Origin of the sequence: Virgibacillus dokdonensis, assembly GCF_900166595.1 — a bacterium.
Taxonomy (GTDB): Bacteria; Bacillota; Bacilli; order Bacillales; family Amphibacillaceae; genus Virgibacillus; species Virgibacillus dokdonensis.
Genome location: NZ_LT745763.1, coordinates 2,612,121 through 2,626,280, shown reverse-complemented (window position 1 = coordinate 2,626,280; position 14,160 = coordinate 2,612,121). Strand labels below are relative to the sequence as shown.

Genomic DNA, 14,160 nt, shown 5'->3' with positions numbered 1-14,160 from the left:
TTCAAGATGGATAAGAAAATAGCAAGTTGGATGTATACAAAAATGAATGACATTCGTAATTTTGAAAACCAAGTCCAAAAAATTTTTGCTACAGGGGAAATTCCGGGATTTGTACATTTATATGCAGGGGAAGAAGCTGTTGCAGTTGGGGTTTGTGCTCATTTAGAAAATATAGATTATATAACCAGTACACATCGTGGGCATGGCCATTGTATTGCCAAGGGCTGTGACTTAAATGGGATGATGGCTGAAATATTTGGTAAAGAAACTGGTTTATGTAATGGAAAAGGCGGTTCCATGCATATAGCAGATTTGGAAGTCGGCATGCTTGGAGCTAACGGCATTGTTGGTGGAGGGTTTCCATTAGCTGTTGGTGCAGGTTTATCTGCTGATATTTTAGAAAACGGTGGCGTTGCAGTATGTTTCTTTGGCGATGGGGCAAATAATCATGGCACTTTTCATGAAGGAATTAATATTGCAGCAGCATTGAATCTACCTGTTGTTTTTGTCGCAGAAAATAATGGCTTTGGAGAAGCAACGCCATTTGAGTACGCTACTTCAGCAAAAACAATTGCTGATCGAGCAATAGCATATGATATACCTGGCGTACGCGTTGACGGAAATGATGTTACTAAGGTTTATGAAGTTGCCGAAGAAGCGATAGAAAGAGCTAGAAACGGAGAAGGACCAACCTTAATTGAAGCCATTACTTATCGTACGAGTGGTCATTTTGAAGGAGATAATCAAGCGTATAAGTCAGAATCTGATAAAGAAAAGTGGCCAGTAGAAGTAGATTGTATTGAACAATTCAAAACATACGCGTTAGAGAATAAACTGTTAAGCAAAACGGAACTGGAAGAGATGGAGAAGGCGTCTTTAAAAGCGGTGGAGGAAGCAGTTGAATTTGCGCATCACAGTAAAGTGCCAAGTGAGGAAGCATTAACGGAGAATGTATACGTTTCTTACAAATAATATGAATGAGGTGAGATAAATGGCGAGAAAAATAACGTTTTCAAAGGCGATTAATGAAGCAATGGATATTGCAATGGAAAGAGATAATAAAGTCATTTTAATTGGAGAAGACGTAGCTGGAGGAGCAACAGTCGATCATCTACAGGATGAAGAAGCTTGGGGTGGCGTTTTTGGAGTAACGAAAGGATTAGGAAATAAGTATGGACGTAAACGGGTCATCGATATGCCAATTGCTGAAGCTGGCTATATGGGAGCGTCAGTGGCCGCTGCGGTTACAGGTTTAAGACCAATATCAGAATTAATGTTTAACGATTTTATTGGCAGTGCGATGGATGAAATTATGAACCAGGGTGCTAAAATTCGTTATATGTTTGGTGGGAAAGCAGAAGTTCCATTAACTATTCGTACTAGCCATGGTGCGGGTGCAGGAGCTGCAGCGCAGCATTCCCAATCATTATATGGCATGTTAACAGCTATCCCTGGATTAAAAGTCGTTGTTCCTTCTAACCCTTACGATGCTAAAGGCTTGTTATTAACGGCAATTGAAGATAATGATATGGTCGCCTTTTTTGAAGATAAAACACTATATAGTATGAAAGGTGAAGTACCCGAAGGATATTATACAATACCGTTAGGAAAGGCAGAAATTAAGCGTGCGGGGGATGATCTAACCATTGTGGCGATAGGTAAAATGGTACAAGTAGCTGAAAGCGCTGCAAATCAGCTTGCTAAGCAAAATGTCGAGGTGGAAATTATTGACCCTAGATCATTATCTCCACTTGATGAGGATACGATTTTACAGTCCGTTGAGAAAACAGGGCGTCTATTGATCATTGATGAAGCAAATCCACGTTGTAATGCAGCAACGGATATTTCTGCTATGGTTGTAGATAAAGGTTTCGATTTTTTAGATGCGCCAATTAAGATGGTGACGGCTCCACATGCACCTACACCATTTGCCACAAACTTAGAGCAATTATATATACCACGAGCAGAAACAGTTGTACGAATAGTAAAAGAAATGATTGGGGAATTGACCTTATCTAGATAATGAGGAGGGGATTAAATGGCTACATCGATATTAATGCCAAAACTAGGTATGACGATGACAGAAGGAACGGTGGAAGAATGGCTTAAACAACCTGGAGACACCGTAAAAGAAGGTGAAGGAATTGTCACAATTAGTTCAGATAAATTAACGAGTGAAGTAGAAGCTCCAGCTGATGGTATATTATTAAAGGTAATAAAAGAGATGTCTGAAGAAGCAGAAGTTGGTGAACCGATTGGTATTGTTGGGCAAGCTGGAGAAGAAGTAGGGGAAGCGACATCGACTTCTGAAAAAGAAAAAACTGAACCAACAGCTGAGGTACAAGAGAAGGCGGTTCAACAAGTAGAGCAGCAACCTGAAGGACATCAAGACATGAAAGGTCCGCAACGAAAAAGGCGTATTTCTCCAGCTGCTCGTAAAAAAGCAAAAGCATTATCCGTAGATATTTCTAAAGTAACAGGTACTGGTCCTAAGGGAAGGATTACTAGAAGAGACATTGAGCAAGTAGCAGCGACCACAACGGAAGAACAGGTTACAACAAAACCAGCCGTTCATGAAGAAGAAGCAATGCAGGTTCAAGGTATGTCAGCAATGAGAAAATCAATTGCTGCTAATATGCAGCATAGCTTGGAATCAACCGCGCAATTAACATTACATCGGAAAGCTGATATAACAAACTTACTTGCTTTTCAAAAGAAAATGCGCACAGAAGCAGCAGAGAATAATTTAGATTTAAAGCTGACACTAACGGTATTTTTAGCTCGAGCTGTAACGTTAAGCTTACAAGCACATCCTGAAGTAAATACACATCTTATTCATGATCAGCTACACCAATTTGAAGAAGTACATTTAGGTATTGCAACCTCACTAGAAGATGGATTGGTTGTTCCTGTTGTAAAACATGCGGAAAGATTGCCACTCGGTAGCTTAGCAAAGCAAATGAAACATGTCACAGAAACTGCTCGTGAAGGAAAAAATGCTGAATTAAGCGGAGCAACATTCACCATTTCTAATTTAGGTGCGCAAGGTATAGAATATTTCACACCAATCCTGAACCCACCAGAAAGTGGGATTTTAGGTGTAGGTACATTTGTACAAGAGCTTAGGTTAGATGAAAATGAGCAGGTGAAACAGATAACTTCGCTACCACTCAGCTTAACCTTTGATCACAGAGTATTAGATGGGGCGCCAGCAGCAGAATTCTTAAATACGATTGCTCATTATTTAGCAAAACCATATTTGTTATTGCTGTAAAGAAATCAGAATAGAATCTATCCTATAAAGACCTTCGCTATGCGTATGAAAATAGAAAAAGGAAAACACTTAAAATTAAACTCCTTCTCTGCTATGATGACAAAGGTTTCGCAAATCTTATCGCGTGCAGAGAAGGACCTATCAATCTGATATTTTTAGCTATTCCAGACTAGAAGAACACGATGTTGGTATAAAGGTTCTATGTACTCCAATTCCCCTCCCCCTGACATTTCATGCATTATAAATTATGGGCTATCTAAAAGGAAAAGTGTGCTTTAGCTATAAAAAGAGAGACTACACAAAATTATTGACATATCTATCAATAGTTTAAGAAATTTTTAGTTTAATTTAATGATGTTGATAAATATTGTAAACTAGTCCATAATTAGGATGGTTGTAAAAAATATATGGGGGCTAAAAATATGAAGAAGTACTTATTTGTTTTACTTGCTGTAATGTTAGTAGTTTTATCTGCATGTGGTGGATCAAGCGAAAGTAAAGACACAGAAAATGAAGAAAGTAAAGATAGCGCCGATGCAGCGAATGAAGAAAGCAAAGATAGCGCGGAAACAAACGAAAACGAAGATGTATACTTCAAAGATAATGAAGCTAAAATTGAAGATTTAAAAATCAAAATAAAAGAAACAAAGGTTATACCTGCTGGAGAAGAAGGAAATGAAACTGGAGAAAAACCAGTATTTGCTATCTGGTATGAGACAACGAACCTTACTGATAAAGACATAGATCCGTCAACAGCTTGGATAGCAGTATTTACAGCGTTGCAAGACAACGATCCAAATGCAGTAAACGAACTGGAAATGGGTAGCTTACCAGACGGAAACCATTCAGATACACAAACGGAAACGATAAAGAAAGATGGTACGGTAGAAAACTCCATTGCTTATGAATTAGATGATTTAGAAACTCCTGTAACCTTAGTAGCTACACAAGGCGTTATGGGAGAAGAGATTGGTAGACAAGATTTTGAAATTAAATAGTATGTAAAAAGCAGAGACACTCAATAAAAAGGGTGTCTCTGCTTTTTACATATATTTCAATGGTCAAAATATACAGTTTGATTTTATGTAAATTTTGGAGAAATATGCCTGTTTTTTTCAGGTTTTATAGAAGTAAATATATAAGCATAAAAGAAATAAGTTTTTTATTAGAATTAATAGAATTATAGAAAAATTAAGCTTTAAGTAGTATAATGGTTTTAGATTGTCAATGCTCCCAAAACATCCAATATAATTTGAAAAGGAGTGTTTCAGTGGCTGAGAACAGGGGTGTCGTATATGTAGGTGCTGGTAAAGTAGAGGTGCAGGATATTCGTTATCCGGATTTAGTTTTACAGGATGGGCCAGGTGTAAATCCATTAAATGTGGGGCGAAAATGCCATCATGGCGTCATTGTTAAAGTAGTAACTACGAATATTTGCGGAAGTGATCAGCACATGGTTCGAGGGAGGACTACAGCTCCCAGTGGCTTAGTGCTTGGTCATGAAATTACTGGAGAAGTTGTTGAAGTAGGACGAGATGTTGAGTTTATCCAAATAGGAGATTTAGTATCTGTTCCATTTAACATTGCCTGCGGACGTTGTAGGAATTGTAAACAACAAGACACTCATATTTGCCAAAATGTTAATCCAGATAGACCAGGATCAGCCTATGGTTATGTTGATATGGGCGGATGGGTAGGCGGTCAATCGGAATATGTAATGGTTCCATATGCTGATTTTCAACTGCTTAAATTTCCTGATAAAGATCAGGCTATGGATAAAATACTTGATTTAACTATGTTATCGGATATTTTTCCGACAGGTTATCATGGAGCGGTAAGCGCCGGAGTTAAACCGGGATCAACAGTTTACGTTGCCGGAGCAGGTCCTGTAGGTCTTGCTGCTGCACATTCAGCTCAATTACTCGGAGCATCTGTCGTCATTGTCGGTGATTTAATTGAAGAAAGGCTGGCACAAGCACGCAGCTTCGGATGTGAAACAATTAATTTACGTGAACATACGAATTTAGGGGAACAAATGGAGCAGATCCTAGGTGTACCAGAAGTAGATTGTGCGATTGACGCAGTTGGATTTGAGGCTAGTGGTCACGGAGAAGGAGCAAGTGAAGCACCGGCAACTGTTTTAAACACGATTATGGGTATAACTCGGGCTGGAGGAAAATTAGGTATTCCAGGGTTATATGTTACAGGTGACCCAGGGGGCGTTGATAAAGATGCAAAAGAAGGAACGTTGAAAATTCGCTTCGGATTAGGATTTGCGAAAGCACATACATTTGTTACTGGCCAAACTCCAGTGATGAAATATCATCGTGATTTAATGATGGCCATTTTAAGTGGAAAGGCGCAAATTGCAAAAGCAGTAAATGCTACATTAATTTCGTTGAATGAAGCGCCAGCTGGATATGAAGCATTTGATGGTGGTGCGTCAAAGAAATTTGTTATTGATCCGCATGGTTTGGTGAAAGCATAACGATATGAGGTAATGAATGGTATGTACTGTACCATCAAACGATAATTAAAAGCATAAGCCTTATCCAGTTTTTCAACTGAATAAGGCTTCATTTCATTATATTTGATTTAAGAAGAGGTGTTTGTCTGAAATCTAAACGTGTTTGGGGGAAGGAAAAAATGAGGTCACGATTATTTTTGTTACTGTGCTTTTTTTTGATTCTGCTTACGAGTTGCGATGAACGTTCAGATAGTAGTGATCAATCAAACTCAGTATCTAGTTATCAAGATGACAAAACAACAATTCAAACAGAAGATAGTAGAGAAATGGCTGATTCAGGAAAAGAACAAACGGAACAGAAAGCCGAAGAAACGGAAGTGCCAAAAGCAGATACTTACGATGTGGATCAACGAAAAGTAATCTATACTGCGGATACACGTATAGAAGTAAAAGATTTACAGAAAAAAATAGCGACTTTGGAAAGTTTGATTATAGATTATAATGGTTATATTGTAGAATCATCTAGAAGTAATGATACAGAAGAAAAAAATAGCACCGGTTTCATCACTGCAAGAGTACCACAAACGAATTTTAAAACTTTTATGGATGAAGTAGAATCGGGGGAAGGAAAATTATTAAGTAATAATATTTCAGGTCAGGATGTCACCGAAGAATATGTGGATTTAGAGTCTCGACTTCAATCTAAAAAAGTAGTAGAGAAAAGGTTATTAGCTTTTATGGAACAAGCTGAAAAAACAGAGGATTTATTGGCTATTTCAGAAGACCTTGCAGAAGTACAGGAAGAAATAGAGCAAATTACTGGTCGAATGAATTATCTACAAAATAAAGCCGATTTGGCAACTGTTCATATCGAAATACAAGAAAATAATGTATCGTTAGAAGATGGAGACTTAAATACATGGGAGGCAACGAAACAGCAATTCATAAAGAGTATAAACTTTCTTTTGAAAGTGATTTCAAACGTGTTTGTATTTATAGCAGGTAACATGCCGGTTCTTATTCTAATTAGTGTATTAGGTTGGCTTGGTTGGATTTTTATAAGAAAATGGGTAAAGCAAAATCACAAGGAGAAATAGAGAAAACAGAATAAAGATGTGATTTTCTGTTACTGCAGTATATAGATAAACTGCAGTTTTTTTATAGTCTAGGAAATTACACTAGCGTTGCATAAAAAGTAATGCTTCAAGTCAAGCGTTAATTTTCCATTTGAGACATATGTAACAGAGTTTTCTGATATATGTTATTTGTACACAATGAAAAAAGACAACAGGCATGAGAGGTAGCCCTTCATCCATTTTTTGAATAGTATATACTTTTAAACGAATAGATCGTATGTTAAATCATCTAAGTGTAACACGTCTCCTGTCTCATATTGTGCTAGGGTCTCTGCAAAAATTCGCTCATTGTCCCACCTTCGTCGTCCACTGGACTCTCGCTCTGGTTCTTTACGCACTTTCAAAATAAAGGTTGCCATGGATTGATCGTAACCATCCTTTATCCAACGCAACATTTCCAGCAAGGTTCCTTTGAAACCTATTTTATTTTTCATTAGGATGATCAGGCAAAAGGTAATCATTGCAAGATAGACTTGATTATAAACGGCATTTTCACTCTTACCATATAATGTTGTAATGACCAAGTGTTGCTTGATCCATTTGAAAAACAACTCTATTTTCCAGCGGTTTCGGTAGATATCGCTGATTTCTTGCGCACTGCGCTTGGCGTCGTTACACACAATCCGAATAGGCTTGCCATTACTATCTGTTGTCTCTATCAATTGTAATGGATGTTTCATGTTTCCGATTGTCACCATGGCATGGCGTGTGATGGGAGAAGATGGATCCACGAGTAACTCTTCCACGACGTGTACCACTGTATTGGCTTTGATACGCGTTGCAAATTTTATTCCTTTTTCCGAATAGGCATCGAACTTCGCAAAGTTGAAGTACCCGCGATCGAATACATGAAGCACATCTAACTGATAAACAATTAATTCATCCAGCTGTGTCTCATCCGCTGGTCGGGCTGGCGTTAGAATCATCTTATCTAGCGAGAGCGTATCATTGCACAACCTAATTGAAGTGTGCATTTTAATCCCGGCTTTTGTTTCTCGAAAATCAGCCCATTCATAGCCACTAAGACACATGGAAATAGTCGATGAATCAATCAAATGCAGCTGAAGCAATGCCTTTCCTGCTTTCACAGGTCCTAGTGTATACTGTACCTTTTGAATGAGATGACGAAGAATAGCTTCTGGTATTTCATGTGGGATTTGTCTATTCTTACGCGAGAGTTGTGACTTACTGATACTGTCTATACCTACTAATCGCTGCACCGTTTTTTTGCGTGAAACAGACTGACTGATTACTGCAAGATTTTCTGATTTTTTAAGTTGTGCGTAAATAAATAAGAGGATATAGGCAATGGTATCTAGCTTTTTCACATACTTGTCTACCCCTTCTATATCAATCATTTTTTGAATAACTTTTGTATCTAATGGATGAATGTATTCCTTGAATACCATTTTTATGGTATGATTGTCCATGAAAGACTCCTTATAATTTGGGATTTGGACAGGACTACCATTCCCTTATTATAAGGTTTTTTTATGCGTTTTTGTATTGATAATTCCTATTATTCTTAGTATTGACACGAGTTGTTTTTTCTTGACTACTTTATAAAAAGTTTATGCAACGCTAGTGAAAAAATTATAAAATTTAGCAGCTGTGGATAAACTTACTAAGTTATTTATCCACGTCCGGCTCCAGCGCCCAGCAACTAGGCGACTTCACGAATCGCCCTACGATAAGTCATCATTGGTTCGTGCAACACCGCCTCACCATGATTCCTAAAACTTTAGTTGCTTCGTTCCACTCGCTACGTTGCTAACCGGGCGCTTGCGCCTTTGTTCTTGTAAATGAGGTTTTAGTGGATAACGAAATAGGCGTATTTTATAGAGACATAAAGCCTTTATGAGAGAGAATAATCCTTTATCCTGAATTATTCACACCTATAACTTGAATACTACTGAACGCTTATGTACGAAGGAGGAAGCCAATTTGCTCCTGCACCAAAAAAATGAAAAAAGAATCCATTTCTGCTACAGTTAAATCACGTCAAATTAACCAATAGAATGGGTTCTTATAATGGCTACTTTTTAAAATCTAGGTTGCATTAAAATATAAAAATATTTTTCCATCATTATCATTTTAAAAAGAATTCGTATACCCAAAAACAGGATTTTTTTAAACGAGGAAGGCATCTATTGCGAAATCTATCCTATAGATTCCATTATATTGACTTATTTTTTGGAGATCAATCCTTTTCATTTTTCAGCACTTTTTTTAAAGGGTTGAATCATTCAGGTTTGTATTGGTTCGTGAAAGCGATATGCTTTAAAAATAAACCAATAATAAAGTTTCGATGATATCCTTTTTTATATGCTACATTAGCTTTAGTAGGAGGAAAGACCGATGGAAGAAAATATTTTACTTGTGGAAGACGATTTGGAAATTGCACGTATCATTCGAGATATGCTCATGCGTAACCATTATCAGGTAACATGGGCTACAACAGGGTTAGAAGGATGGGAAGATTTTAAAATTGCTAATTATGACCTTGTAATTATAGATGTCATGCTTCCTGAAATGGATGGGTTTTCTTTATGTAAAAATATCCGCTTAAAAAGTGACGTACCAATGATTATCATAAGCGCTCGAAAAGCAGATGGGGATAAAGTAAAAGGTTTAGGTTTAGGGGCAGATGATTATATAGCAAAACCATTTAGTATGCTGGAACTAAAAGCCCGAGTAGAATCGCATTTACGTCGTTGGCGTAGGTTCCAAGGAGTTCCTAAAGAGACAAAGCAAACCTCTTATGAACATGGGCTAATGGTAGATTGGGGAGAGTGCTTCGTTTCTCTTCAAGGCAATAGAATTATGCTAACCGATAAAGAATGGGAGTTACTTACTGTTTTGGCTAAACATCCTGAGCAAACGTTCTCCAAGGAAGAGCTATATCAACATGTTTGGCAGCAAGTTGGATTAGATGGTGTACATACGGTTACGGTACATATTAAATCATTAAGAGAAAAGTTGCAAGACTCTGTGAAGACGCCCCGGTATATACAAACGGTATGGGGAAAAGGCTATCGATTTATTGGTGACATGCAATGAAAATAAAAACATGGCTTCTGGTATCTTATTTTGTTGTTATGGTCCTTCCTGTAATGGCAGGTTATTTATTATTTTTATTCATACAAGGGTACCATGATGAACTGAAAATACAAGAACATATTGAAACGGTAGAGGAAATAACGACATTAAAGGCATTACTTGTTGACCCAGAATTATACGAGTTTAATAGCGATTGGGGCAAAATGAAGCAAAATATAGATAAGAATCAAGCTGTTACTGTACTAAATAAAGATGGCATAGTTATGTATGCATCTCATTCATCTGTTACTTCAACTTTTCAAAAATATGGAAAAAAGCAGTTGTATGAAGGTCTATACGAATTAGAACAAGGCTACCGTTCTTATACTTATCGTCAACCTGTATTTATGAAAGATAAACTAATTGGATTTTTTGAAATACAAATCCCTAGAGAACAATGGGTGAAGGGAGTTACGAATCGAGCACTTTTAGTAGGTGTAGGTTTATGTATTATTTTTATTGTTATTTATACGTTAGTTGTCCTGTTTGTGAATAAAAAAATAGTACGTCCATTGAAGAAGCTTATTAATGATATAAAACGATTTGCTGCTGGGGAATCAATACATGAAAGAAAGACGAAAAAAGATGAAATGGGGGAATTAACAGCACATTTTTATGTTATGAGTAGACAAATAAATAAGGCGAGAAAAATAGCTAAGCAAGAACAGCAAGCCAAGGAATACTTAGTTGCTAGCGTATCTCATGACTTAAAAACACCGTTGACTTCCATTAAAGCATACGCAGAGTCATTAGTATTTGAAAAAGATATCCATGTAAAAGAACAGAAGGAATATTTGCATATCATTATGGAAAAAACAGATTTTCTAAAAGCAATGCTTGATGATTTATTAACCTACACGATGTTGCGCTCATCAGAAAAGCAGCTGGAGTTGGCTTTAGTAGATGGGGAAGAATTTTTTGACATGTTAACCTCAGACTTTGAAACTCTTTGTAAACAAAAAGGGATTGACTTGCATGTTTCTTTGCAAGTCAAAGGGAAATACAAGGTAGACCCAAACCAAATGATACGTGTGATGGATAATCTTGTGAGCAATGCAATTTCCCATACTGCTACTTATGGAAATATTTGGTTAGGAGTTGTATCATGGGACTTGCCAGATTGGACATATTCCTTTGTGCGTCAAAATGTGGATTGGAAAGGGCAAGGGGAAGAGGGGGTTTTCATCTTAATACAAAACGAAGGAAAAGGGATAGATGAGGCGGTTTTACCTCATGTGTTTGAGCCATTTTATCAACATAATCCAGCGAGGAGTAAGCAAGAATTTCAAAGAAATGGTTTAGGGTTAAGTATTGCAAAACAAGTAATTGAAGAGCATGGAGGGTGGATACATATCTTCTCCCAAAAAAACGTAGGTACATGTGTTGTTTGTATGTTGCCTCAAACTTTGGAAAGGTGATCGTATGGAAAAATATAAGGTAAGTATTTTAATCTGCCTCATGGGAGGAATCATATTGTCAGCGTGTACACCAGATTCAAATCAATTTTCTCCAAAGGAAATGGTTAATAAAGTATTAACTACTGAAAAAGAAACAAATGTAGCTTATTATGGAGAGTCGACAACGGTAACGAAAGAAAATGAAACAGAAGTAGAACGGTTTGTAATGAAAGAATGGCGAGACGGTACAGGCAAAATTCGTGTGGAAATAGAAGGCAATAAAGAAGAGCCCATATCTATTGCCGTTAATGATGGCGCATCTTTAATTAGTTACGAACCAAAGCAAAAACAAGCTCTCATCATGGATGACCAAGAAATGCTTGCATTAAATCAACCATCCCCTATGGATCAAGTGAACTTTATTTTAGAACAAATTTCAAAAACACATGAAATAAGAACGGGAAAAGAACAGAAGATAGCTGGTCGCCAAACGCAACTCGTCATCGCTGAACCTAAAGCTAAAGATCAATTATATGGTCGACAAGAGTTATGGATAGATAAGGAAAACTGGATTGTTTTAAAAATGAATGCAACGATAGGAAACCAAACAGTAGAAACAGAATATAACCAAATTAATTTTGAAGCAGATATAGCTGATGAGAAATACTCCTTGAAATTACCAAAAGATGTAGAAGTTAAAAATATGAATGAGTTAAATTCAAATCGCAAAGTTACTTTAGAAGAAGCACGTGAACAAATGGGAAGTACATTCTTATATGTGCCTGAAGCAGAAGATATAGTGTTAAGTAATGTTGAACTAATTGAACTGGCAGGTGAATTTTCGCGTATGGAAGTAAGCATGGATTATACGAAAAACAACATACCGATATTCAATTTGTCTGTTTTTCCAATACCAAATGAAGATAATAATGACATTGAAACGTTTACAGCGTCAAATGAAAAGCGGATTACATTCCGAGGCGTGGATGGGGTGTATACGGAGGATGATACGTATCAAATGTTGTTATGGGACGAACAAGGTCTGCGTTATTCTATCATGATAATGGATGCAGATTTAAGTTTGAACCAAATCAAACAATTCGTAAATAAAATGAAATTTGTCCCTTAATTGGAGGAAAAGAATATGCAACTCTTTATCATAAGTGTTATTACTATTTTACTTACCTGTATTTCTTTCATTCTTCCAAAGAAAGTAAGTGTAGGGCTACTTCTTATCGGCAGTTGTAGTATGATCGTATATTTACTCATGACGAATGAATTTTTCGAAGCAGTCTTGCCACTTAGTGTGATGTTTGTCACCTATTTTAGTTTTAGTGTTGTCTTTGACCATGACAAAAAGTTGAAAAAACAGCAATTACAACAAAAGCTTTCGGTTACAAACTTTCAGATCGTTGAACTGAAAAGAGATGTTAGGCGAATTTTGATGGATATTTGTTTAGCTGGTGCAATAGCAGGAGTTTCCGTTATTTGTCTTCTTTTTATTCCAGAAATGATCAATACACTTAAGTATCTACTTGGCTACTATTTAATTTTGATGCTTCCACCATTCTTGAACCGCTTGGTAGATTATTTCTTTGCCAAGGTGTATATGTTACCTGAGGAACAAGTGCTGGTCATTATCTCCTTACTTGAAGCAAGAGAATTGCCAATGGAACATTTAGAAGCTATTCAAAAACAATCTAATCCAGATATTTTAAGACTTCATCCTAGTTTTGCCTTTTTAGCTGAACGAAAAGATTATACAATTTCATTTTCAACCGTATTGCGTTTAACTTTTTCTGGAGAAACAATGTATTTAACACCTGTAAATGTAGAGGCGTGGTACATGTACTGGAATCGTTTTATCCAAGTAGACCAAGTAGAAACGGAAAAAAATATTCTTCCAATCTGGCATAGGAGCAATATAAAGCGCTTGTTATGGAAAGGCTATTTTGCAATTAGCGTTAAAGGTGTTGCTGCATATACAGCGTTATTAACTATTTTGATTTTTCTTCATTGTCCGTGGTATGTTATTACTGTTTTTGTATTTCTATGGTGGCTGTTTAATATGTATATTGCAGACCGACTACTCATTAATGCTTCAGACGCAGAAGAAGTTACAGCGGGAGAGTTATATCATATTTCCCAGGAAATTTTTTCGAAGGCTGGAATAACAGGCACTAGATTATATGTGATTGACTCTGATGTATATAACGGTTTTGCAACGGGTACGCACATTGGAAAAGGGACGATAATGTTGACTAGCGCAACAACGAAATTATCCTGGTCTGCAGTGAAGGCTATTTTAGCACATGAGGCAATACACATAAAAAAGCGGGATGTTATGGTGAATCAAATTGGACGGGTGATGTTAATGATTGTTCTTGGATTTGGCATCTTTTTATCTTTTAATGGACTAAAGCAATTAATAGAACAGCCATTACTACTTATTGTATTAATAAATTTACTTTGGGCTATTTTTATAATCTGTTTATCAGGGGTTGCTCAATGGACGGGTGTGTCAATAATTTTGTGTAAATCCCCTTTTGTAGATGTTAACTCTGAATAAATAATCAGGAAATCTCTATAGCCACAGCGTTAGCTGCTTGTCCTTGACCTTGTGCCTCTTCTTTGTGATTCGCTGTGTTGGGCATAGGGGACCCTGCCAGCGAGAGTATAGAAGAGTACGGTCGTGGTACCATAAAAAAGCGGGTGGAGCCTTATGTGGCTATATTTTCTGCACCCGCCAGTAGATATACACCACGACCGTAAACAAGGTCAAGGATG

At 37.0% G+C, this 14,160-nt stretch carries 11 protein-coding genes; 10 read left to right on the top strand and 1 reads right to left on the bottom strand.

Annotation, left to right across the window (positions count from 1 at the left end):
* The first annotated feature begins 6 nt into the window (after positions 1 to 6).
* The 6 genes from B2C77_RS13850 (at position 7) to B2C77_RS13825 (ending at position 6,838) form a co-directional block, all read left to right on the top strand.
* Positions 7 to 972: a thiamine pyrophosphate-dependent dehydrogenase E1 component subunit alpha gene (locus B2C77_RS13850; protein WP_296362013.1), complete on the top strand. Its 966-nt coding sequence runs from the start codon at positions 7 to 9 to the stop codon at positions 970 to 972.
* A gap of 19 nt (positions 973 to 991) precedes the next feature.
* Positions 992 to 2,023, top strand: a complete 1,032-nt coding sequence (locus B2C77_RS13845; protein ID WP_077704876.1) for an alpha-ketoacid dehydrogenase subunit beta — start codon at positions 992 to 994, stop codon at positions 2,021 to 2,023.
* Positions 2,024 to 2,038: 15 nt separating this feature from the next.
* Positions 2,039 to 3,274: a dihydrolipoamide acetyltransferase family protein gene (locus B2C77_RS13840; protein WP_077704873.1), complete on the top strand. Its 1,236-nt coding sequence runs from the start codon at positions 2,039 to 2,041 to the stop codon at positions 3,272 to 3,274.
* A 422-nt stretch (positions 3,275 to 3,696) separates the two neighbouring features.
* Positions 3,697 to 4,272, top strand: coding sequence for a DUF5067 domain-containing protein (locus B2C77_RS13835; RefSeq protein ID WP_077704870.1), 576 nt, complete (start codon positions 3,697 to 3,699; stop codon positions 4,270 to 4,272).
* Positions 4,273 to 4,544: 272 nt separating this feature from the next.
* Positions 4,545 to 5,762, top strand: a complete 1,218-nt coding sequence (gene fdhA, locus B2C77_RS13830) for a formaldehyde dehydrogenase, glutathione-independent (RefSeq protein WP_141130727.1) — start codon at positions 4,545 to 4,547, stop codon at positions 5,760 to 5,762.
* 158 nt (positions 5,763 to 5,920) lie between these two features.
* Positions 5,921 to 6,838, top strand: coding sequence for a DUF4349 domain-containing protein (locus B2C77_RS13825; RefSeq protein WP_077704865.1), 918 nt, complete (start codon positions 5,921 to 5,923; stop codon positions 6,836 to 6,838).
* Positions 6,839 to 7,077: 239 nt separating this feature from the next.
* Here the strand turns inward: B2C77_RS13825 and B2C77_RS13820 are convergent, their stop codons facing one another.
* Positions 7,078 to 8,307: an IS4 family transposase gene (locus B2C77_RS13820; protein WP_077704862.1), complete on the bottom strand. Its 1,230-nt coding sequence runs from the start codon at positions 8,305 to 8,307 to the stop codon at positions 7,078 to 7,080.
* Between the two features lie 928 nt (positions 8,308 to 9,235).
* Between B2C77_RS13820 and B2C77_RS13815 the strand changes: the two genes are divergently transcribed.
* From B2C77_RS13815 to B2C77_RS13800, 4 genes are read left to right on the top strand one after another with little or no spacing between them, the layout of a single operon-like run.
* Complete coding sequence (locus B2C77_RS13815; RefSeq protein WP_077704859.1) at positions 9,236 to 9,937, top strand: response regulator transcription factor; 702 nt, start codon at positions 9,236 to 9,238, stop codon at positions 9,935 to 9,937.
* Complete coding sequence (locus B2C77_RS13810; RefSeq protein WP_077704857.1) at positions 9,934 to 11,394, top strand: sensor histidine kinase; 1,461 nt, start codon at positions 9,934 to 9,936, stop codon at positions 11,392 to 11,394. Before B2C77_RS13815 ends, B2C77_RS13810 begins: the two co-directional genes overlap by 4 nt.
* A gap of 55 nt (positions 11,395 to 11,449) precedes the next feature.
* A complete protein-coding gene (locus B2C77_RS13805; RefSeq protein WP_176087327.1) occupies positions 11,450 to 12,502 on the top strand; it encodes a LolA family protein in 1,053 nt (350 codons plus the stop codon).
* A 15-nt stretch (positions 12,503 to 12,517) separates the two neighbouring features.
* Positions 12,518 to 13,942 (top strand): M56 family metallopeptidase, encoded by a 1,425-nt coding sequence (locus tag B2C77_RS13800; RefSeq protein ID WP_077704851.1) that lies wholly within the window; start codon positions 12,518 to 12,520, stop codon positions 13,940 to 13,942.
* The last annotated feature ends 218 nt before the right edge of the window (positions 13,943 to 14,160 follow it).

What these genes read in the sequence shown, in the direction of transcription:
- B2C77_RS13850 (WP_296362013.1), top strand. Translation starts at nt 7, where the DNA reads ATGGATAAGAAAATAGCAAGTTGGATGTATACAAAAATGAATGACATT.
- B2C77_RS13845 (WP_077704876.1), top strand. Translation starts at nt 992, where the DNA reads ATGGCGAGAAAAATAACGTTTTCAAAGGCGATTAATGAAGCAATGGAT.
- B2C77_RS13840 (WP_077704873.1), top strand. Translation starts at nt 2,039, where the DNA reads ATGGCTACATCGATATTAATGCCAAAACTAGGTATGACGATGACAGAA.
- B2C77_RS13835 (WP_077704870.1), top strand. Translation starts at nt 3,697, where the DNA reads ATGAAGAAGTACTTATTTGTTTTACTTGCTGTAATGTTAGTAGTTTTA.
- B2C77_RS13825 (WP_077704865.1), top strand. Translation starts at nt 5,921, where the DNA reads ATGAGGTCACGATTATTTTTGTTACTGTGCTTTTTTTTGATTCTGCTT.
- B2C77_RS13820 (WP_077704862.1), bottom strand. Translation starts at nt 8,307, where the DNA reads ATGGACAATCATACCATAAAAATGGTATTCAAGGAATACATTCATCCA.
- B2C77_RS13815 (WP_077704859.1), top strand. Translation starts at nt 9,236, where the DNA reads ATGGAAGAAAATATTTTACTTGTGGAAGACGATTTGGAAATTGCACGT.
- B2C77_RS13810 (WP_077704857.1), top strand. Translation starts at nt 9,934, where the DNA reads ATGAAAATAAAAACATGGCTTCTGGTATCTTATTTTGTTGTTATGGTC.
- B2C77_RS13800 (WP_077704851.1), top strand. Translation starts at nt 12,518, where the DNA reads ATGCAACTCTTTATCATAAGTGTTATTACTATTTTACTTACCTGTATT.